This is a genomic window from Micromonospora sp. NPDC004704 (assembly GCF_053601675.1).
The window spans coordinates 37,964-57,617 of the sequence record NZ_JBSGCD010000021.1 but is presented as its reverse complement, the minus strand read 5'-3'; the positions used below and the strand labels follow the sequence as shown (position 1 = coordinate 57,617).

20 protein-coding genes and 1 pseudogene are annotated in these 19,654 nt (G+C 70.7%); 12 read left to right on the top strand and 9 right to left on the bottom strand.

The window, feature by feature from the left end; genetic code table 11:
* Positions 1–32: 32 nt before the first annotated feature.
* Both ACWEFB_RS25250 and ACWEFB_RS25245 read left to right on the top strand, forming a co-directional pair.
* Positions 33–1,271, top strand: a complete 1,239-nt coding sequence (locus ACWEFB_RS25250; protein ID WP_452289209.1) for an MFS transporter — start codon at positions 33–35, stop codon at positions 1,269–1,271.
* Between the two features lie 120 nt (positions 1,272–1,391).
* Positions 1,392–2,915 carry a cellulose binding domain-containing protein gene (locus tag ACWEFB_RS25245; protein WP_452289207.1) on the top strand — a complete coding sequence of 508 codons (1,524 nt, stop codon included), beginning with the start codon at positions 1,392–1,394 and terminating at the stop codon, positions 2,913–2,915.
* Positions 2,916–3,035: 120 nt separating this feature from the next.
* Here the strand turns inward: ACWEFB_RS25245 and ACWEFB_RS25240 are convergent, their stop codons facing one another.
* Positions 3,036–3,719 (bottom strand): response regulator transcription factor, encoded by a 684-nt coding sequence (locus ACWEFB_RS25240; RefSeq protein WP_326562369.1) that lies wholly within the window; start codon positions 3,717–3,719, stop codon positions 3,036–3,038.
* A 31-nt stretch (positions 3,720–3,750) separates the two neighbouring features.
* Positions 3,751–5,040, bottom strand: coding sequence for a sensor histidine kinase (locus tag ACWEFB_RS25235; RefSeq protein ID WP_452289205.1), 1,290 nt, complete (start codon positions 5,038–5,040; stop codon positions 3,751–3,753).
* 220 nt (positions 5,041–5,260) lie between these two features.
* On the opposite strand from ACWEFB_RS25235, the gene phoU reads away from it, so the two are divergent.
* Entirely contained in the window at positions 5,261–5,950 is a 690-nt protein-coding gene (gene phoU, locus ACWEFB_RS25230; protein WP_452289203.1) for a phosphate signaling complex protein PhoU, read from the top strand.
* 91 nt (positions 5,951–6,041) lie between these two features.
* On the opposite strand, the gene ACWEFB_RS25225 is transcribed toward phoU, so the two are convergent.
* Positions 6,042–6,800: a phosphoglyceromutase gene (locus tag ACWEFB_RS25225; RefSeq protein WP_442792162.1), complete on the bottom strand. Its 759-nt coding sequence runs from the start codon at positions 6,798–6,800 to the stop codon at positions 6,042–6,044.
* A gap of 142 nt (positions 6,801–6,942) precedes the next feature.
* Between ACWEFB_RS25225 and ACWEFB_RS25220 the strand changes: the two genes are divergently transcribed.
* Both ACWEFB_RS25220 and ACWEFB_RS25215 read left to right on the top strand, forming a co-directional pair.
* Positions 6,943–8,229 carry an MDR family MFS transporter gene (locus ACWEFB_RS25220; RefSeq protein WP_452289201.1) on the top strand — a complete coding sequence of 429 codons (1,287 nt, stop codon included), beginning with the start codon at positions 6,943–6,945 and terminating at the stop codon, positions 8,227–8,229.
* Between the two features lie 110 nt (positions 8,230–8,339).
* Entirely contained in the window at positions 8,340–9,620 is a 1,281-nt protein-coding gene (locus ACWEFB_RS25215) for an MFS transporter (RefSeq protein ID WP_452289199.1), read from the top strand.
* A gap of 369 nt (positions 9,621–9,989) precedes the next feature.
* Here the strand turns inward: ACWEFB_RS25215 and ACWEFB_RS25210 are convergent, their stop codons facing one another.
* Entirely contained in the window at positions 9,990–10,247 is a 258-nt protein-coding gene (locus ACWEFB_RS25210) for a hypothetical protein (RefSeq protein WP_442792105.1), read from the bottom strand.
* 10 nt (positions 10,248–10,257) lie between these two features.
* Here ACWEFB_RS25210 and ACWEFB_RS25205 point away from each other — a divergent pair, with 10 nt between their 5' ends.
* Together ACWEFB_RS25205 and ACWEFB_RS25200 are read left to right on the top strand one after the other, a co-directional pair.
* Entirely contained in the window at positions 10,258–10,443 is a 186-nt protein-coding gene (locus ACWEFB_RS25205; protein ID WP_452289196.1) for a hypothetical protein, read from the top strand.
* 27 nt (positions 10,444–10,470) lie between these two features.
* The gene (locus tag ACWEFB_RS25200; RefSeq protein WP_452289194.1) at positions 10,471–10,881 is read left to right on the top strand and encodes a hypothetical protein; all 411 of its coding nucleotides are present in this window, start codon (positions 10,471–10,473) and stop codon (positions 10,879–10,881) included.
* A gap of 95 nt (positions 10,882–10,976) precedes the next feature.
* Here ACWEFB_RS25200 and ACWEFB_RS25195 read toward each other — a convergent pair whose 3' ends face one another.
* Together ACWEFB_RS25195 and mshA are read right to left on the bottom strand one after the other, a co-directional pair.
* On the bottom strand, positions 10,977–11,510 hold the full coding sequence (locus ACWEFB_RS25195; protein ID WP_452289192.1) for a YbjN domain-containing protein: 534 nt from the start codon (positions 11,508–11,510) through the stop codon (positions 10,977–10,979).
* A 25-nt stretch (positions 11,511–11,535) separates the two neighbouring features.
* Complete coding sequence (gene mshA / locus ACWEFB_RS25190; protein ID WP_452289190.1) at positions 11,536–12,921, bottom strand: D-inositol-3-phosphate glycosyltransferase; 1,386 nt, start codon at positions 12,919–12,921, stop codon at positions 11,536–11,538.
* 185 nt (positions 12,922–13,106) lie between these two features.
* Here mshA and ACWEFB_RS25185 point away from each other — a divergent pair, with 185 nt between their 5' ends.
* From ACWEFB_RS25185 to ACWEFB_RS25165, 5 genes are all read left to right on the top strand, one after another.
* Positions 13,107–13,871: an SDR family oxidoreductase gene (locus ACWEFB_RS25185; protein WP_452289188.1), complete on the top strand. Its 765-nt coding sequence runs from the start codon at positions 13,107–13,109 to the stop codon at positions 13,869–13,871.
* 34 nt (positions 13,872–13,905) lie between these two features.
* The gene (locus ACWEFB_RS25180) at positions 13,906–14,697 is read left to right on the top strand and encodes a class I SAM-dependent methyltransferase (RefSeq protein ID WP_452289186.1); all 792 of its coding nucleotides are present in this window, start codon (positions 13,906–13,908) and stop codon (positions 14,695–14,697) included.
* A 229-nt stretch (positions 14,698–14,926) separates the two neighbouring features.
* Entirely contained in the window at positions 14,927–15,688 is a 762-nt protein-coding gene (locus ACWEFB_RS25175; RefSeq protein WP_326562358.1) for a maleylpyruvate isomerase family mycothiol-dependent enzyme, read from the top strand.
* A 323-nt stretch (positions 15,689–16,011) separates the two neighbouring features.
* Entirely contained in the window at positions 16,012–17,436 is a 1,425-nt protein-coding gene (locus ACWEFB_RS25170; protein WP_326562357.1) for a GH1 family beta-glucosidase, read from the top strand.
* Positions 17,437–17,474: 38 nt separating this feature from the next.
* A complete protein-coding gene (locus ACWEFB_RS25165) occupies positions 17,475–18,491 on the top strand; it encodes a LacI family DNA-binding transcriptional regulator (RefSeq protein ID WP_326562356.1) in 1,017 nt (338 codons plus the stop codon).
* 20 nt (positions 18,492–18,511) lie between these two features.
* Here the strand turns inward: ACWEFB_RS25165 and ACWEFB_RS25160 are convergent, their stop codons facing one another.
* From ACWEFB_RS25160 to ACWEFB_RS25150, 3 genes and pseudogenes are all read right to left on the bottom strand, one after another.
* Entirely contained in the window at positions 18,512–18,643 is a 132-nt protein-coding gene (locus ACWEFB_RS25160) for a hypothetical protein (protein WP_452289183.1), read from the bottom strand.
* A 19-nt stretch (positions 18,644–18,662) separates the two neighbouring features.
* Positions 18,663–18,773: pseudogene (locus tag ACWEFB_RS25155) on the bottom strand (macro domain-containing protein); the annotation flags it as partial.
* A complete protein-coding gene (locus ACWEFB_RS25150) occupies positions 18,748–19,602 on the bottom strand; it encodes an EI24 domain-containing protein (RefSeq protein WP_452289181.1) in 855 nt (284 codons plus the stop codon). The gene ACWEFB_RS25150 and the pseudogene ACWEFB_RS25155, both read right to left, overlap by 26 nt.
* Between the last annotated feature and the right edge of the window lie 52 nt (positions 19,603–19,654).

Here is a 19,654-nt window from a genome sequence, read left to right as displayed (position 1 = left end):
AGGAAGTCGCGCCCGTCCGCGAGAGAAGCCCGATGACCTCCCTGCTTGCCACCCCACCCGTCACCCGTGCCCCGGCCCGGTCCCGAAGGCTGCCCACCGCCGTCGGATTCTGGCTGCTCGCCTCGATCGTGGTGGCGTTCCTCGCCGGCTCCAGCGCCCCAACCCCGCTCTACGCCATCTACCAGGCCGAATGGGGCTTTTCGCCGATCACGGTGACCCTGGTCTTCGGGGTGTACGCGCTGGCCGTACTGGTCGCGCTGCTCACCGTGGGCTCGCTCTCGGACCACGTCGGGCGCCGGCCGGTACTGATCGCGGCCATCGCCGTCCAGGCGGCGACCATGCTGGTGTTCGCCGCCGCCGACGGCGTACCGGAACTGATGGTCGCTCGGGTCCTCCAGGGCCTCTCGACCGGCGCCGCCGCCGGTGCCATCGGTGCCGGCATGCTCGACCTCAACCAGGCCAAGGGCGCGATTACCAACGCGGTCGGACCCATGGTCGGTACGGCCACCGGTGCCCTCGGCTCCGGACTGCTGGTCCAGTACCTGCCGGCCCCGGCCCACCTGGTCTACCTGGTGCTGTTCGGCATCTTCGTGCTCCAGGGCGTCGGCGTGCTGCTGATGCGGGAATCGTCGTCCCCCCGACCCGGCGCGCTGGCCTCGCTGCGACTCCAGTTCGCCCTGCCCCCGGTCGCCCGCCGCCCCCTGCTGCTGGCCGTACCGGCCCTGGTGGCAGCGTGGGCCCTGGCCGGCTTCTACGGGTCACTCGGCCCCAGCGTGGTACGCCTGGTCGCCGGCTCCAACTCGTTCGTACTCGGCGGGCTCGCCCTGTTCACCCTCGCGGCCAGCGGCGGTGTCCTGGTGCTGCTGCTGCGGGCCGCCTCCCCCCGTACGTTGATGTTCGTCGGCACCGCCGGCCTGTTCGTGGGGGTGGGCATCACCCTGCTCGCCATCACCGCCACCTCGGAAGCCCTCTTCTTCTTCGGGACCGTGGTGGCCGGAGCGGGCTTCGGGGCCGGTTTCCAGGGCGCGATCCGGACCGTGATCCCGCTGGCTCGACCGCACGAACGCGCCGGGGTGCTCTCCGTGATCTACGTGGTGTCTTACCTGGCCATGGGCCTGCCCGCGGTGATCGCCGGCTTCCTGGTCGTGCACGCCGGCGGAGTCCTGACCACCGCCCGGGAGTACGGCATCGCGGTCATGGCGCTCGCCGTCCTGGCCCTGCTCGGCCTGACCCTGGCCCGCCCCGCCCGCCGCCCCCACCTGGCCGCCTAGACCTCGCGTCGCTTCCGTCCTTGACCCCGTCGATAACTGTTAGGTTTACTAACTGATCGAGCACGGTCGTTCCGTGTCGGGCGGTTCCGCCCATCGATCGATCGACGGAAGGCCCTGCCTGTGACACTCACCCCGGTCGGCCGTACGGCCCTCGGCGCATCCGTCGCCGCCACCCTCGCCGTCGCCACCACCCTGGCCCTCACGCCCACCGCACACGCCGCCGGCCCCGCCCTGACCGCCGCCTTCACCCAGTCCTCGGCGTGGGGCAGCGGCTACGCCGCCGCGTACACGATCCGCAACGGTGGGGACGCCGCCGCCAACGGCTGGGTGGTCGAGTTCGACCTGGCCGCCGGTTCCACCGTCAGCACCTCCTGGGACTCCGTACGCAGCCAGTCCGGGCAGCGTTACCGGTTCGCCAACGCCGGGTGGAACGGCACCGTGGCACCCGGCGGCACGCAGAGCTTCGGCTTCAACGTCAGCGGCCTCGCCACCCCGACCAACTGCACCCTGAACGGCGCGCCCTGCACCGGTGGCCCAACCCCACCTCCCCCGACCGCCACGCCCCCGCCGACGACCCCTCCACCGAGCACGCCGCCGCCGACCACCGGCCCGCCGACCACACCACCGCCGACCACACCGCCCCCACCGAGCACGCCTCCGCCGACCACACCGCCGCCCAGCGGGCCGACGGTGAACGTGAGCACCGCGGCGGAACTCAGGTCCGCACTGGCCACCGCCCAACCCGGCCAGACCATCCGGCTGGCGGCGGGCACCTACCGTGGCTCGTTCGTCGCCCAACGGGCCGGCACGGCGTCCGCCCAAATCACCCTGACCGGGCCGCGCGGCGCCGTACTGATCAACGACGGCCCGTCGGGGAGCGGCCCGTCGTGTCCGGCACCGACCGCCGGCTGGGATTCCGGGTACGGCGTGTGGCTCTTCAACGCCCCGTACTGGAATCTGTCCGGTTTCACGGTGGCGGAGTCGAAGAAGGGGATCATGCTCGACAACTCGCACCACGTCACCATCGACGGGGTGTACGTGCACCACACCGACGAGGAGGGTGTGCACTTCCGACGCTCGTCGTCGGACGGGATCCTGCGCAACTCGCAGGTCGAGTACACCGGCCTGGTCCAGCCCGGCTACGGCGAGGGCGTCTACCTCGGCTCGGCCCAGTCGAACTTCGACTGCCACGGCAACTCGGGCGGGATCGACCGCTCGGACCGGGTGCAGGTGCTGGACAACCGGATCGGCCCGTACGTGACCGCCGAGCACCTCGACATCAAGGAGGGGACCGAGGGCGGCGTGGTACGGGGCAACACCTTCGACGGCCGGGGCATCACCGGTCAGAACTCCGGTGACTCCTGGGTCGACGTCAAGGGCAACGGTTACCTCTTCGAGCGGAACACCGGCTCGTTCAGCCCACCGGGGACCTTCGCCAACGGCTACGAGACCCACAACCTGCTCACCGGCTACGGCTGCGGCAACACCTGGCGAAGCAACACGTCCAACCTCGGCGGAGTAGGCCGCTGGGCCATCAACGTCACCTCAACCTCGAAGTGCCCCAACAACCCCAACACCGTCCGCACCACCAACACGGTCACAGCAGCCCTAAACGGCCTCACAAACATCCCCACCACCCCCTGACACCCACCCCCTGACACGCGCGTTGATCATGAAGTTAGCGCAGCCCGAGGGCCGATTTTCCGTCGCTAACTTCATGATCAACGCCCAGATCCGGGTGGGTGGGGTGGGGTGGGTCTGGGGTTAGGGTTCGAATTTGTAGCCGAGGCCGCGGACGGTGACTATGTAGCGGGGGGTGCTGGGTTCGGGTTCGACCTTGGAGCGCAGGCGCTTGACGTGGACGTCGAGGGTCTTGGTGTCACCGACGTAGTCGGCGCCCCAGACGCGGTCGATGAGCTGTCCACGGGTCAGCACCCGGCCGGCGTTGCGCAGCAGCAGCTCGAGCAGCTCGAACTCCTTGAGCGGAAGCTGTACGGCACCACCGTCGACCGTCACCACGTGCCGCTCGATGTCCATCCGTACCGGGCCGGCGGCCAGGGTGGGCGCGGCCAGATCCACCGTCTCGCTGCTCTTGCGCCGCAGCACCGCCCGGATCCGGGCGACCAGCTCACGCGGGGAGTACGGCTTCGTGACGTAGTCGTCGGCGCCGATCTCCAGGCCGACCACCTTGTCGATCTCACTGTCCCGGGCGGTGACCATGATGATCGGCACATGCGAACGCTGGCGAAGTTCCCGACAGACCTCGGTACCAGACATTTCGGGCAGCATCAGGTCGAGCAACACGATGTCCGCGCCGGTGCGGTCGAATTCGGTGAGCGCCGAGAGACCGGTCGGTGCGACCGATACCTCGAAACCCTCTTTGCGCAGCATGTAGGAGAGGGCGTCGGAGAACGACTCCTCATCCTCGACCACGAGAACGCGGGCCAACGGACTTTCCTTTCCTCTGTCCGACCTGGGGTTACTGGGTCGGACCGGTATCGATCTCAATTGACGGGGGTAGCGGTAGGACAGCGTCCGGCGGGCTGGCGGGCAACCGCAGGGTGAACGTCGAGCCTCCACCTAGCGTGCTTGACACCTCGACCCGTCCGCCATGGTTGGTGGCGATGTGTTTCACGATCGCCAGGCCGAGCCCGGTGCCGCCGGTGGCCCGGGATCGGGCCTGGTCGGCGCGGTAGAAGCGCTCGAAGATCCGGTCCACCTCGTTCGGGGCGATCCCGATGCCCTGGTCGGCCACCGAGATCTGGACGTGGTCGTCGTCCGCCCGTGTGGTCACCGTCACCCTGGTCTCCTCGGCGGAGTACGCGATCGCGTTCTCCACCAGGTTGGCGACGGCGGTGGCGACCTGGCTGTCGCTGCCGTACACGGTCAGGTCGCGCTGGCCCTCGACCACGACCTCGACCTTGCGCGCGGAGGCGGTGGTCCGGGTCCGGTCGATGACCTCGGCCACCACCCAGTCCAGTGCGACCGGCTCCGGCTCCGGCAGCGGCTCCGCCCCCTGCAACCGGGTGAGCTCGAGCAGCTCGTTGACCAGCCGGCCGAGTCGGGTCGACTCGTGCTGGATCCGCTCGGCGAAGCGCCGGGCCGCGACCACGTCCTCGGACGGCTCGACGCCCCCGTTGTCGGCGGGCGGCTCGGTGGCGTCGAGCAACGCCTCGGCGAGCAGTTGCAGCGCCCCGATCGGGGTCTTCAGCTCGTGGCTGACGTTGGCCACGAAGTCCCGCCGTACCCGGGCGACCCGGTGCGACTCGGTCACGTCGGCGGCCTCGACCGCGACGAACCCGTTGCCGATCCCCATCGCGCGCAGGTGCACACCGAGCGGATCGTGGGTTCCGCCGTCGCGGCCACGCGGCAGGTCGAGTTCGACCTCACGCCGTACCCCGGTCCGGCGCACCTGGCCGGCCAGCGTACGGATGATCGGGTGCGCGGCGATCGTGCCGGGACTGACTCCGGCGCGGAGCAGGCCCATGGCCCGCGCGGCCGGGTTGATCAGGACCGGTACGTCCTCGGTGTCCAGGACCACAACGCCGACCCGCAGGGAGTCGATGCTCTTGCGGCCGAGCCCGGACGGTTCGGCCTTCTGGTGTTTCGCGATCGCCGGCCTCCCGTCGGCTGGGGTGAGGTCGCCCCCGCCCGGGAGTCGCCGCACGCCGTGCTCCGGTGCCCGCCGGATGGCGCGCACCAGCATGGGACCGATGATCAGCCCGATCACCAGTCCACCGGCCACGCCGGCTACGACCCCCCATTCCACCCGGCGATCGTAGGGTCATTGTTATCCGGGTGGCCCCATACAACAGGACATTTCGGGCGCGGGCATGGCAAAGTTCACGCTCCGGCCTCGCGTCGTTCACCTGCGTTCACCCACGGGCCGTCCGGCCGCCCTACGGTGGGCGGGTTACCTGCCCCAACCCCGTGCGGGTCCGTCGGCGGCGGTGGCCCACCGGCGAGCCCACCGACCACAGGACGTGATCATGCGCGACGAGTTCCGGACCGACCTGCACATCGTCAGCCAACTACTGGTGGACATGGCGGAGGCTGTCCGTGCGGCGATGAGCAAGGCCACCAAGGCGCTGCTCACCGCCGACCGGGCGGCTGCCGAGGCCGTGATCGCCCGCGACGCCGAGATCGACAGCATCTACCGGCAGGTGGAGGAGCGGGTCGCCGACCTGCTCGCCCGTCAGGCACCGGTCGCCTCCGACCTACGAGCGGTGATCACCGCACTGCACGTCGCGGCCGATCTCGAACGGATGGGCGACCTCGCCGACCACGTCGCCAAGACGGCACTGCGCCGGCACCCGTCGCCGGCCGTACCGGCCGAGCTGCGGGGGGTCTTCACCGACATGGCCGCCGTCGCCGACCGGATCGCCCACAAGATCGGCCAGGTCCTCTCCAAGCCCGACGCCGACCTCGCCGCCGAACTGGAGCGGGACGACGACGCCATGGACGACCTGCACCGCGACCTGTTCGCGGTGCTGCTCAGCGACGACTGGCCGTACGGGGTGGAGACCGGGATCGACGGGGCACTGCTCGGGCGTTTCTACGAGCGGTACGCCGACCACGCGGTCAACGCCGGTGAGCGGGTCGTCTACCTGGTGACCGGAGAGTTCTCCGACGAGCTGGCGGCCGGCGAGTTCTCGGACGAGCGACCCGCCGGCGAGTAGCGTGCCCAGCGCCAAGATGTAGGAGAGGGGCCCTTCCCGCGCCTGGAACGGCGAGGAAGGGCCCCTTCTGCGTACCTGTCGGCTTCGGAGGTCAGCGGCCCTGGTTGGCGACCGCGGCGGCGGCCTCCTTCGCGGCCTCCGGGTCGAGGTAGGTGCCGCCGGAGGTGACCGGACGAAGCTGCGGGTCGAGGTCGTAGCGCAGCGGGATCCCGGTCGGGATGTTCAGCTTGGCGATCGCCTCGTCGGAGACCTGGTCCAGGTGCTTGACCAGGGCCCGCAGCGAGTTGCCGTGCGCCGCCACCAGGACGGTACGACCGGCGAGGATGTCCGGCACGATCGAGTCGTACCAGTACGGCAGCATCCGCTCGACCACGTCCTTGAGGCACTCCGTACGGGGCATCAGCTCCGGCGGGACCAGGGCGTAACGGGGGTCACCGGCCGGCGACCACTCGTCGTTGTCGTCGATCGGGGGCGGAGGCGTGTCGTACGACCGGCGCCAGAGCATGAACTGCTCTTCGCCGTACTCCGCCAGGGTCTGCTTCTTGTCCTTGCCCTGAAGAGCGCCGTAGTGCCGCTCGTTGAGCCGCCACGACCGGCGCACCGCGATCCAGTGCCGGTCGGCGGCGTTCAGCGCCAACTCGCTGGTCCGGATCGCCCGACGCAGCACGCTGGTGTGCACCACGTCGGGAAGCAGGTCGTGCTCGCGCAGCAGCTCGCCACCGCGCCTCGCCTCGCCCTCACCCTTCGCGGTCAGGTCCACGTCGACCCAGCCGGTGAAGAGGTTCTTGGCGTTCCAATCACTCTCGCCGTGCCGCAGCAGCACGAGGGTCCCAACTGTCATGCCCCACATCCTTCCGCAGGCCCGGTTCTGACGTGCCGACACCCGCCGGTGACGACCGCCACGTGGAAATCAACATGACTCCGGGTGATCACGACGACTAGGTTGGTAAGGCATTGACCGGACGTCGGTCATTACGCATCCGGGGGGCGACGTGCGGTCGGTACGGGGCTGGGTCAGTAACACCACCGGCGGGCTACCCGCCACGTTCTGGTACCTCTGGACCGGTACGTTGATCAACCGCCTCGGTTCATTCGTACTGATCTTTCTCGCCATCTACCTGACCACCGCGCGGGGCTTCTCCTCGGTGGAAGCCGGTCTGGTGATCGGCCTCTACGGGGCCGGCGGGACGGTCGGGACCCTCAGCGGTGGCATCCTCGCCGACCGGTGGGGCCGGCGGCCCACGCTGCTCACCGCCCATATCGGCGCCGCCTCGATGATGGTGGCCCTGGGCTTCGCCCGTGGACTCTGGGTGATCGCGGCCGGCGCGCTCCTGCTCGGCATGTTCGCCGAGTCGGCCCGGCCGGCGTTCGCCGCGATGATGGTCGACGTGGTGCCGGAACGGGACCGGCTGCGCGCCTTCTCGCTCAACTACTGGGCCATCAACCTGGGCTTCGCCTGCGCCGCGATCCTCGCCGGATTCGCCGCCCAGGTCAGTTACGAACTGCTCTTCCTGATCGACGCGACCACCACGCTGACCACCGCGGCGGTCATCTTCCTCAAGGTCCGCGAGCCGCGCCGGATCCCCGTCGGTCGCGTTCCGTCAACCCCGGGTACGCGTACCGGGCGCGCCGGGGACGGGCTGCTCAGCGTCCTGGGTGACCGGGTCTTCCTCGGCTTCGTACTGATCAACCTCTTCACCGCGCTGGTCTTCGTGCAGCACATCTCGATGCTCCCGATCGCGATGGGAGAGGACGGGCTGGCCCCCTCGACCTACGGGACCGTGATCGCCCTGAACGGGATCCTGATCGTCGGCGGTCAGCTCTTTGTCCCCCGGCTGATCCGGGGTCGCAGCCGGTCGCACGTACTCGCCCTGGCCGCGATCATCATGGGGGTGGGGTTCGGCCTGACCGCCTTCGCCGACGCGGCCTGGTTCTACGCGCTCACCGTGCTGACCTGGACCCTCGGCGAGATGCTCAACTCGCCGTCCAACTCCACCCTGATCGCCGAGCTCTCCCAGCCCGGCAAACGCGGGCGTTACCAGGGGGTCTTCGCGCTCTCCTGGTCGGTGGCCGGGTTCAGCGCCCCGATCCTCGGCGGCCTCGTACGCGAGCACCTGGGCAACTCCACCCTCTGGCTCGGCTGCGCCGCCATCGGCTTCGCCCTGGCCGTCGCGCACCTCCTCTCCGGACCCGTACGCGAGCGCCGCGCGGTGGAACTCCGCCGCCCCGCCGTCCAGCCCGACGCCACCGCTCCGGTCCTCACCTCTCAGGCCGCCTGACCCCCCGCTCGGCCGTCGGAGCCGGGTGACGTTCGGCACGGTGGTGCTGGGCTGGTGTGGTTTTTAGGATCAAGCTGGACTGGAAAGAAACTTTCGAGAAGAGGTACGCGGTGCGGAGCTGGCTGCGCGAAACCGCCGGAGGACTCCCCGCCACCTACTGGTACCTCTGGACCGGGCTGCTGATCAACCGGGTCGGCGCGTTCGCGATGCTCTTCCTGTCGCTCTACCTGACCGACAGCCGTGGAGCCAGCGAGGGGCTGGCCGGTCTGGTGGTCGGCGCGTACGGCGCGGGCGGTGCGGTGGGCGTACTGCTCGGCGGGGTGCTCGCCGACGGTTGGGGACGACGGGCCACCCTGGTCTGGTCCCACCTGGCCGCCGCGCTCGGCATGGCCGTACTCGCGTTCACCACCGACCTGGCGGCGATCGCCGTACTCGCCGGGCTGATCGGGGTGGTGCACTCGATGCCGGGGCCGGCGTTCGTCGCGGCGATCATCGACGTGGTGCCCTCCGACCGCCGGTCGCGGGCGTTCAACCTCCAGTTCTGGGCCTTCAACCTGGGGATGGCCGCCGCCTCGTTCCTTGCCGGACTGCTCGCCGAGACGAGCTTCCTGGCGTTGTTCCTGGTCGACGCCGCCGCCACGCTGATCACCACCGGGCTGATCGCGTGGAAGGTGCCGGAGACGCTGCGCCGGCAGACCCGCCGACGGGCCGCCGCGCCGGGGACACGAGCCGGTGGGATTCCGCGACGGCAGGCCGGACTGGTCACCGCGCTGACCGACCGTACGTTCATGGTGTTCGTGGGGTTGACCTTCGTGCTGGCCGTGCTCACCACGCAGACCTCGACCATCATGCCCCTGGCGATGCGGGCCGACGGCCTGAGTCCGGCGTCGTACGGCGTGGTGGTCGCACTCGGCGGCGCGCTGATCGTGGTCGGGCAACTGTTCGTGCCCCGGCTGATCGACGGGTACCGCAAGCACGTGGTCCTGGCCGTCTCGACCGCCCTGCTCGCCGTCGGGTTCGGGGCGCTGGCCCTCGCCGACCACCTGCCGGTCTACCTGACCGCGGCGGTGATCTGGACGGTCGGCTCGATGCTGGCCGCGCCGCCGAACGCGGAGATCAACGCGGAACTGGCCCCGGCCGTGCTGCGGGCCCGCTACCAGTCGGTGTTCTACCTGACCTTCCCCGCGGCGGCGTTCGTCGCGCCGGCCGTGGGCGGGGTCAGCCTGCAGTACCTCGGCGACTGGCACTGGATCATCGCCGGTGGTCTCGGGTTGGCCGCCGCACTCGGGCACCTGCTCGCCGGCCCGGCCCGCGAGCGCAGGGTCGCGGCGATCCGATCCGCGTCCCCGACCGGGCCGCTGCCGCACGCCGCCGGAGCGGTCGCGGAATAGCCCGGAGCTGTCGCCGAACAGCGAGGCAGGGTAGGGCACGCCGAAGCCGGCGCGGAACGAGTTCTCACGCGCCGGCTTCGTTGTGCGGCCCGGCGGCGGCGGGCGACACTCACCCCCGTAAGCGTCGCCCGCTCACACCGCCGGTCTCAGGTGGCGCCGTCCCCCAACGGCTTAGTGCCACCCGTCCCCCGGGCGCCGCCCACTCGTGCTCGAATCTGATCGATTCGCGGTTCCCCCGAACCGTTCCGAGCGTGGCGCCCGCGCTCACGGTAGTTCGCGGTCCGTAACCGGCACAAGCTCAGTCACTGTTTCGCCGGTCACACGACACCCGCATTCAGCGGTGCCGTCCACGAACCAACTCCACCATGTTCAGCCATCCTCACGGTCCGGTGATTCCGGCTTGAAGAAGTTACTTTGCTTACCGTCCGAACGCCTCTCCTGGTAGATGAAATTCAGGCGACGCAGGTCGAACGTCTTGAACCACTGATCCCAGGTGATCTGCTTCAGCCGGCCACCTTCCCGCCACCCCGGAAAGTTGAACGTCAGTACGCCGGCCCGACCATCCCGCTCGGTACCCTCGATCGTCGCCGGCTTCGCCTTACGGGCCTGCGCCCAACGGCGGATCACCTCGTGACTGGTGGTGACGAGACTCCGCCCCGGCCGTTCCGGCTTCTGGTCCGGAGAGGAGATCGGCTGGGCGTACTTCAGCGACCGGGACATGGTCCGGCCGATCCGGATCCCGTTCGCCGCCGCGGCCTTCGCCCGCTCGGCGGTACGCGCCGCCGTACTCGGTGACGCCTTCGACGGGGACGAGCGGCGCTGACGGGCCGACGCGCTCACCCCGCCCGACGTGGTCCTGCTCCGCGACGGAGAGGTGCTCTTGCGCGCGGCCGAGGTGGCCTTGCGCGCCACCGTCGAGGCGCTCTTACGCGCCGCCGAGGCGGTCGTACGCGCCGACGCGGTGCTCTTGCGCGCCGGACTGGTCTTGCGTGCCGCCGACGCGGTCCGCTTCGTCGGACGGGTGCTCGTCCTCGCCGAACCACCGCCGCGACGCCCCTCGTTGCGCAGCGCCCTCGCCAGGGCCTGCACCAGGTCGCCCTTGCGCAACGCCGAGATACCGGTGACGCCGCGCTTGCGAAGCTGCCCACGGATCTGTTCGGCGGTCATCTGGGCGATGTCACTCGGACTGCTGCTTCCGGCGCTGATCGTCCGGTTCCTGGTCGCGGTCGCGTTGCCGCCGCGACTCGAACTGCTTCGTTGAGCTTGAGCCATGAGATTCTCACGCTCCCTGGACAGTCTGTCATCGGCATGGGGCGCGCGTACCCGATCGTCCGTGCGCCACCGCTGCCATACCCGTCAGGGGCGGTCCAAATCAGGCTCGACGGATTTCGACGGCTCGAAAAGATGGGAGAACGCCGCCAGATTCGCCACTGATTCACCCCGCTTGAGGCGCCAATCCCATTCCCGGCGGATCGCCGTACCGAAACCGATCTCCAACATCGTGTCGAACGAATCGTCGGCGTAACTCAGCACCGAACCGAGCAGCCGGTCCAGTTCGTCCTCGTCCACCCCGCCCAGGCCCACCCGGCCGGTCAGGTAGACGTCGCCGACGGCGTCGATGGAGAACGCCACCCCGTACATCCGGGCGTTGCGCCGCAGCAGCCAGGCCCACAACTCCTCGCGCCTTTCGTCCGGCTGGCGCATGACAAACGCCTCGACCCGTAGCGCGTGCTCCCCGACGATCAGGTTGCAGATCGTCTTGAGCTTGTGGGTGCCGGGCAGCGTGACCGCGTACGCGAACTCACCCGTCGGTTCACAGGGCAGTTCCCGCTCGGCGCAGGCCGACTCGATCAGCGCACCGATCCGGGCCCGCTCTTCCCGCCCGGTCATCGGTCGCCCCACCCGGTCGGCCGGCTCACCGGACCCCCGCCGGCAGCACCACGCTCGCCCCGACCCCGGTCCCGCCCAACTCCGACGCCAGCCTGTCCCGGTGCTCCGCCACCGCACCACGGTAGACCGCGAGCAGCCCGGAGGCGGTCCTGGTCCAGGAGAAGTCCTGGGCGTGCCGGACCGCACCGGCGGAGAGCGCCGCCCGCCGGCCGGGCGCGGTGAGCAGGCCGCTGAGCGTACGGGCCCAGTCGACCGGGTCGTGCCCGTCGACCAGGATCCCGCTCACCCCGTCCCGTACGGCGGTGACCAGGCCGCCCACGGCGGCGGCGACAACGGGCGTACCGCACGCCTGCGCCTCCAGGGCCACCAGCCCGAACGACTCGGAGTACGACGGCACCGCCACCAGGTCGGCCGCCCGGTACAGGTCCGGCAGGTCCTCGCCGGTGCAGGGCGGCCGGAACACGACGGACTCGGTGATGCCGAGGGAGGTGGCCAACTCGATCAGGGCGGTGGGCCGGTCCAGCCCGCTCCCGCTCGGGCCGCCCGCGATCACGACCGTCAACTGGTCGGCGATGTGCGGGTCACGCTCACGCAGCGCGGCGACCGCGTGCAGCAGCACGTCGGGGGCCTTCAGTGGCTGGATCCGGCCGACGAACGCGACCACGTACCCGTACTCGGGCAAGCCGAGACGGCGGCGGGCGGCGACCCGGCCGTCGGTGCCCGACCCGGTCGGAGCCGGCCGGAAGCGGTCCAGGTCGACGCCGGGCTCGACCACCGCGACCCGGGTGGGGTCGGCCGCGTAGCGGGCGATCAGGTCGCGGGCCTCGACGGCGGTGTTCGCCACCATCCGGTCGGCCTCGGCGACGAGCTGTTCCTCGCCGATCACCCGGTACTTCGGCTCCGGCCGGTCCCCCTCGGCGAGCCGCGAGTTCTTCACCTTCGCCAGGGTGTGCGCGGTGTGCACCAGCGGTACGCCCCAGCGTTCCTTGGCCAGCCAGCCGACGTGTCCGGAAAGCCAGTAGTGCGAGTGGATCAGGTCGTAGAAGCCCGGCGGGTGGGCCGCCTCGGCCCGCAGCACCCCGTTGGTGAAGGCGCAGAGCTGACCCGGCAGTTCCTCCTTGGCGAGGCCCTCGAACGGGCCCGCGGTGACGTGCCGGACCAGGACCCCCGGCGCCATCTCGACCACCGGCGGCAGGCCGCTCTCGGTGGCGCGGGTGAAGATCTCCACCTCGACACCGGCGTCGGCCAGCCGCCGGGCGACCTCGACGATGTAGACGTTCATGCCACCGGCGTCGCCGGTGCCCGGCTGGTGCAACGGTGAGGTGTGCACGGAAACGGTGGCGATCCGGGCCGGTGTCGGCCATGGCCGGGCGCCCCGCTGCCGCCCGACGCCCGTGTGCGATTCCGCCACAACCACTCCTTTGGTCAAGGTGACACGCGGTCCGGCATGATCCGGGCGCCCCAGACATCAACCGTTACGTCGAACCTCATCTTCCCGATCAAGCCAGAACCATTCATCCCGGTACCCGCACGGGTGACCGACCTCATCCGCCGCCCTGCGGCCGGAGGGGCCCGTCGATGGGAAACAATGCCGGGATGACTCCTGTCGCGATCGTCACCGGTGCCTCCAGCGGGATCGGCGCGGCCACCGCCCGGCGGCTGGCCACCGAGGGCTTTCACGTCCTGGCCGCCGCCCGTCGCGCCGACCGGCTGGCCGAACTGGTCGAAGAGATCGAGAAGAACGGCGGTACGGCCACCGCCGCCGTCTGCGACGTGACCTCGGACGAGTCCGTGGCGGCCCTGGCGCGTACCGCGGCCGGGCTGCCGGGGCCGGTGAAGCTGTTGGTGAACAACGCCGGTGGGGCGATCGGCCTCGATCCGGTGGAGTCCGCCTCGGTCGCCGACTGGCAGTGGATGTACGACGTGAACGTGCTCGGCACGCTGCGGGTGACCCGCGAGGTGCTGCCCGTGCTGGAGGCCTCCGGCGCCGGGACGGTGATCGTGGTCAGCTCGACCGCCGGGCTGGACGTCTACGAGGGCGGCGGTGGTTACACCGCGGCCAAGCACGCCCAGACCGCGCTCACCCGTACCCTGCGGCTGGAACTGGTCGGCCGGCCGATCCGGGTGATCGAGATCGACCCGGGCATGGTCCGGACGGACGAGTTCGCGCTGCACCGCTTCGGCGGGGACGAGCAACGGGCGGCGGCGGTCTACGCCGGGGTGGCGGAGCCGCTGGTCGCGGACGACATCGCGGACTGCATCGCCTGGTGCGCCACCCGACCGCAACATGTCAACGTGGACCGGCTGGTGGTCCGCCCGGTCGCCCAGGCGGCCCAGCACAAGGTGCACCGGGTGACCTGATGCCGCCGCCGAGCCGACGCCACCGGACGGGTTGATGCCACCGCCGCGCCGGCCGCTGGGGGTGGTGACCCGGGGCACGACCAATCCCAACCGGCTGCGCCGGGTGGACAACTGGATCGCGGCCTGCTGCGCCGGTCCGCTGCGCGACGCGGTGGATCCGCTGGTGGTCGACCTCGGTTACGGCGCCACCCCGGTCACCGCCGTCGAGCTGCGGGCCCGGCTGGCCGTCGCGGTCCGGCCGGACGTCCGGGTGGTCGGGCTGGAGATCGATCCGGTACGGGTGGCAGCCGCCGCCGCCTCGGCCGACCCACCGTGGCTCACCTTCGCCCGTGGTGGCTTCGAACTCGCCGGTCTGCGCCCGGTGGTGGTCCGGGTCTTCAACGTGCTCCGCCAGTACGAGGAGTCGGCGGTCGGCCCGGCGTGGCGGACGATGGCCGCCGGGCTCGCCCCGGACGGGCTGGTCGTCGAGGGCACCTGTGACGAGTTGGGGCGGCTGGCGACCTGGGTGCTGGTGGACGGGAGCGGGCAGCCACGGTCGCTGACCCTGGCGCCGAGGCTCGCCACTCTGGAGAGTCCGGCGGCGCTGGCCGAGCGGCTGCCGAAGGCGCTGATCCACCACAACGTGCCGGGTACCGGGGTGAACGCGCTGGTCCGGGCGCTGGACGACGGGTGGCGCGACGCGGCCGCGTACGCGACCTTCGGTCCCCGGCAGCGCTGGTTGCGTACGGTCGCCTCGGTTCGGGACGCCGGGTGGCCGGTGCTCGACCGGGCGGCCCGGTGGCGGCTCGGCGAGATCACCGTCGCCTGGTCCGCCGTCGCGCCCTGACCTCGCCGCCGACCCGGCTCCTGAGCTGGCAGCTCGCGGTCCCGCCCGCCCGAGCGGTTCCACCCGCCATAAGCCTTGTACGATTTAATCCGATTGTTCTTGCGGGACCGATTGGCGCGCCAAAATCGGCGTTGGTCGAATGGGCGTTAACGTCTGGCGCGTTGTTCACCCTAGGCTGGAGGCGAGCCAGGCGACCCTTCTGGTGGCCCGGTAGCGCGGGAGGATCGTGATGAGCAGACTGCACGGCACGAAGGATTTCTGGCTCGGTGCGCTGCGGGCGGACGGGCCGGCATTCCGCGCGGCCGTGGCCGAGGCGCCGCCGGATGCTCCGGTGCCGTCCTGTCCCGATTGGACCACCACCGACCTGGTGCACCACCTCGGCTCCCGTTACCGCTGGGTCCGGGGCGTGGTGACCGGCGGCGGGGTGGAGGCCCCGAGCCAACCGCCGGTGGAGGACGGTCTGCCCTCCGGCACGGCCGGGTTGGAGTGGTGGCAGCACGAGTACGACCAGCTCCTCACCGCGTTCGACGCGCTCGACCCGGAGACGCCGGCCTGGAACTGGGCGCCGCAGCCGAAGAAGGTCGGGTTCTGGCCGCGCCGGATGGCCCTCGAGACCACGGTGCACCGGTGGGACGCCCAGTTGGCGATCGCCTCGGCCGAGCCGATCGAGGCGAAGCTCGCCGCCGACGGGGTGAGCGAGGTGCTGGACACCTGGTTGCCGGCGGGCCGGCGGCGCTCCCCCGAGCCCCGGTACGGCGTGGTGCAACTGGTCGCGGTCGACGCGGGTCAGGACTGGTACCTGCGGCTGCGGGGCACCGGCGTGGCCCTGCTGGACACGGACACGATCCTGGACAGCGACGACCACCATGCCCGCGCCCACGTCACCGGTAACGCCAGCGACCTGCTGCTTGCCCTCTGGGGTCGGATCAACTTCGACGTACTCGAGGTTTCCGGCGACGTGACCCTGCTCCAGGGTCTGCGGGCCGGCTGAGTTTCTCAGCCCTTTATCTTTCCCGTCCCCCACGGGTGGCGCCCGGCCGGCGATACTGGGCCGGGCGCCGATCGGCGGTGCCCATGACTACGCCCGCGTATCACGTGGAGGCACCGTGTAACTTTGTGAGAGCGCTCTCTTGACACTCGGGTAACCCGCGTTCACGCTCGGAAGAGAAGTCTCCCCGCGCGCCCGTCGAACGGCCACCGCTCGGATGGCACGCGGACCTGCGTCGGGCGCCGCGACCGCCCGGGTGCCGCTGCTCGTCGTTCACGTCGTCGTCGCGGGATCCTCGGCGGCATCAGGAAAGGTGCGGTAACGGTATGACCACTCTTGACACGCAGCAAGCGGTGCTCCCGGCACCGGCGGAGGCGGCGGTGCGCTTCCCCGAGGGCTTCGTCTGGGGAGCGGCGACAGCGTCGTACCAGATCGAGGGTGCGGCCCAGGACGACGGGCGCGGCCCGTCGATCTGGGACACCTTCAGCCGTACGCCGGGCAAGGTTTACGCCGGCCACACCGGCGACGTGGCCTGCGACCACTACCACCGGTACCCGCAGGACGTGGCGCTGATGGCCGACCTCGGGCTGCACGCGTACCGCTTCTCGGTGGCCTGGCCCCGGATCCAGCCGGACGGCTCCGGCCCGGTCAACCCGCGCGGACTGGACTTCTACGACCGGCTGGTGGACGAGCTGATCGGACGGGGCATCGACCCCATCGTCACGCTCTACCACTGGGACCTGCCGCAGACCCTGGAGGACCGGGGCGGCTGGACCAACCGGGCGACCGCCGAGTACTTCGCCGACTACGCCACCGCCGTCTACGCCCGACTCGGCGACCGGGTCCGCACCTGGACCACACTGAACGAGCCGTGGTGCTCGGCCTACCTCGGGTACGGCAACGGCGTACACGCTCCCGGTCGTGAGGACCCGGCAGCCGCCTTCAAGGCCGTACACCATCTGTTGCTGGCCCACGGCCTGGGCGGTCGGGCGCTGCGCGCGGCCGGCGCGCAGACCCTGGGTATCACCCTCAACCCGACCACCGCCATCCCGGTCGACCCCGCCAGCGCGGCGGACCAGGCGGCGGTACGGCTGGTCGACGGCCTGGCCAACCGGATCTTCCTGGACCCGATGCTGCGCGGCGAGTACCCGGCCGACGTGCTGGAGCACGTGGCCCGGTTCACCGACCTGAGCCACCTGCGCGACGGCGACGAGAAAATCATCAACGTCCCGATCGACCTGCTCGGCATCAACTACTACCAGCCCACCTACGTCACCGCCCGCGACGGCGCGACCGGTGGCGGCGGCGCCTACCCGGGCACCGAGGGGATCGAGTTCGTCGCCCCGGTCGGCCCGCTCACCGACATGGGCTGGATGATCGAGCCGCGCGGCCTGACCACCCTGCTGGTACGCATCTCCGAGGACTACCCGGGCGTACCGATGATCATCACCGAGAACGGCGCCGCCTTCCCGGACAAGTTCAACCGCGACGACCCCGACGCCGACGGCCGGGTGCCGGACGCCGACCGGGTGGACTACCTCGACGGGCACCTTCGTGCCGCACACGAGGCCATTTCGAGGGGCGTCGACCTCCGTGGGTATCTCGTATGGTCATTGCTGGACAATTTCGAGTGGGCCGAGGGTTACCGTAAGCGGTTCGGGATCGTTCACGTCGACTACCTGACCCAGCGGCGGGTGCTCAAGGACAGCGCACGGTGGTACCAGGAGGTCATCCGGCGCAACGGCCTCTAATTCGGCCGGCACGGCGAGTAGAAGTAGGAGGCGGTGGCATGACCATGGCGCGGGAGCGACCGACGTTGGAGGCGGTGGCGCGGCGCGCCGGTGTCTCCCGGGCGACCGTGTCGCGGGTGGTCAACGGCTCCACCACGGTCGCCGAACCGATCCGGGAAGCGGTCCGTCGGGCGGTCCAGGAGCTGGGGTACGTCCCCAACCTGGCCGCCCGCAGCCTGGTGACCCAGCGAACCGACTCGATCGCGCTGATCCTGCCCGAGGCGGCCACCCGGGTCTTCTCCGACGACCACTTCTTCCCCGGCATCATCCGGGGGGTGAGCCAGGAGTTGGAGGCGGCGGACAAGCAACTGGTGCTCATGCTCGCCGGCTCCACCGCCAGCCACGACCGGGTGGAGAGCTACGCGATGGGTCGGCACGTCGACGGGGTGCTCTTCGCCTCGCTGCACGGTGCCGACCCACTGCCCAGCGCGCTGGCCCGGATGGGCATCCCGGTCGTCTGCGGTGGTCGGCCGCTGGGACGGGCCACCGTGCCGGTGCCGTACGTCGACGTCGACCACATCGGCGGGGTGGCCAAGGCCGTACGCCATCTGCTCGACTCGGGTCGGCGCCGGATCGCCACCATCGCCGGCCCGCAGGACATGGTCGCCGGCATCGAGCGGCTGGCCGGCTATCGGACCGAGTTGCAGGACTCCCGCCGCCGGTCGATCGTGGCCGTCGGCGACTTCACCCGCGAGTCCGGGGCACTGGCCATGCGCCAACTGCTCGACGACGACCCCACCCTCGACGCGGTCTTCGTCGCCTCCGACCTGATGGCGCACGGCGCCCTGCGTACGCTGCGCGAGGCCGGTCGCCGGGTGCCCGACGACGTGGCCGTGATCGGCTTCGACGACATCGAGTCGGCCCGCTACACCGATCCGCCGCTGAGTACGGTCCGCCAGCCGATCCTGCAGATCGGCCGGGAGATGACCCGGCAACTGCTCCGGATCGCGGCCGGCGAGGAGGTCGAGCCGGCGGTGGTCCTGCCGACCGAACTCATCCTCCGCGACTCCGCCTGACCGGCCGCGCCGGCACAGCTTCAACCGGCGTCTCGTACCCGTTCGGCGATGGAGAGGGTGGTCGCGTCGAAAAGCACCAGCCGGGACTCGGTGAGGTTCGCCGGCCTGGCCGTCCCCAGCACGGCCAGCGCCTGCCGGACCGCGTCATCCACCGGCCAGCGGTAGATCCCGGTGGATCGCGCCGTCGACGCCACCACCACCGAGCAGCGACGAGTTGGCGGCGTTGACGATGACGTCGACCCGTACCGTGGTGATGTCACCCTGGACCAGCACGATGTCCATCAGCCTCCACGCTCGGCGACGGGTGTTCGGTCCACCGGCCCGGCTCGTCGATGGACTCGCCGAGCGAGCGGCGGGCGAGCAGGGCGGCGCCGGCCACCGCCGCCGGCATGACCAGGATCGCGCCGAGCGGGATCAGGAAGCAGCAGAAGACGGCGACCCCGAAGCCGAGCGACACCGGCCGCTGCGCGCCCAGCAGCCGCCGCCGGTCGGGCAGCCGCAGCCCCCGGCGGTAGAAGGGGGCGCCGACCAGTTCCAGGGCGAGGAACCAGCCGCCGACCGCCGCGGCGATCACCGGTACGACAAACTGCCCGACCACCGGGATGAAACCCGCGAAGAACAGCGGTACGCCCAGCAGCACGGAACGGGTCACCAGTCGCAGCGAGTCGACCATGCTCCGGCGCAGCGACCGCCACCAGGAAACCTCGATCTCACCCGGCACTCCGCCGTATCGAGCCTCGACCCGAGCGGAGATCTCCTCGTAGAACGGGTCGCCGACGACCAGGGTGACCGCTGTGAAGGTCAGTACGCCGAGCACCGCCCCCAGGGCCAGGAACGCGAACCCGGCCAGCACCCGGATCAGATCCCGGGCCCAGCTCGCCCAGTCATCCGCGAACGGGGTGACCAGTCCGGCGAGGTCGTCGACGAAGTAGATCAGTGTGGCGTACCCGGCCAGGAAAAGCCCTCCGGTGATCAGCGCCGGCAGGATCCCGAGCAACACCAGCCGTGGCGTACGGGCGTACATCCCGAGCCCCCGCACCAGCAACCCGGCCCCACCAAAAAACTGCCACACCACCCCAACTGCCGGCCCCGCGACCTTGGCTGCGCCCACAACCCGCAACCCTACTGCCCCCCGTTCTACCCCCGTTGATCATGAAGTTAGC

Coding starts and splice junctions, on each gene's coding strand:
- ACWEFB_RS25250 (WP_452289209.1), top strand. CDS start 33: ATGACCTCCCTGCTTGCCACCCCACCCGTCACCCGTGCCCCGGCCCGG.
- ACWEFB_RS25170 (WP_326562357.1), top strand. CDS start 16,012: ATGACCACTCTTGACACGCAGCAAGCGGTGCTCCCGGCACCGGCGGAG.
- ACWEFB_RS25175 (WP_326562358.1), top strand. CDS start 14,927: ATGAGCAGACTGCACGGCACGAAGGATTTCTGGCTCGGTGCGCTGCGG.
- ACWEFB_RS25165 (WP_326562356.1), top strand. CDS start 17,475: ATGACCATGGCGCGGGAGCGACCGACGTTGGAGGCGGTGGCGCGGCGC.
- ACWEFB_RS25180 (WP_452289186.1), top strand. CDS start 13,906: ATGCCACCGCCGCGCCGGCCGCTGGGGGTGGTGACCCGGGGCACGACC.
- ACWEFB_RS25225 (WP_442792162.1), bottom strand. CDS start 6,800: ATGTGGGGCATGACAGTTGGGACCCTCGTGCTGCTGCGGCACGGCGAG.
- phoU (WP_452289203.1), top strand. CDS start 5,261: ATGCGCGACGAGTTCCGGACCGACCTGCACATCGTCAGCCAACTACTG.
- ACWEFB_RS25185 (WP_452289188.1), top strand. CDS start 13,107: ATGACTCCTGTCGCGATCGTCACCGGTGCCTCCAGCGGGATCGGCGCG.
- ACWEFB_RS25195 (WP_452289192.1), bottom strand. CDS start 11,510: ATGACCGGGCGGGAAGAGCGGGCCCGGATCGGTGCGCTGATCGAGTCG.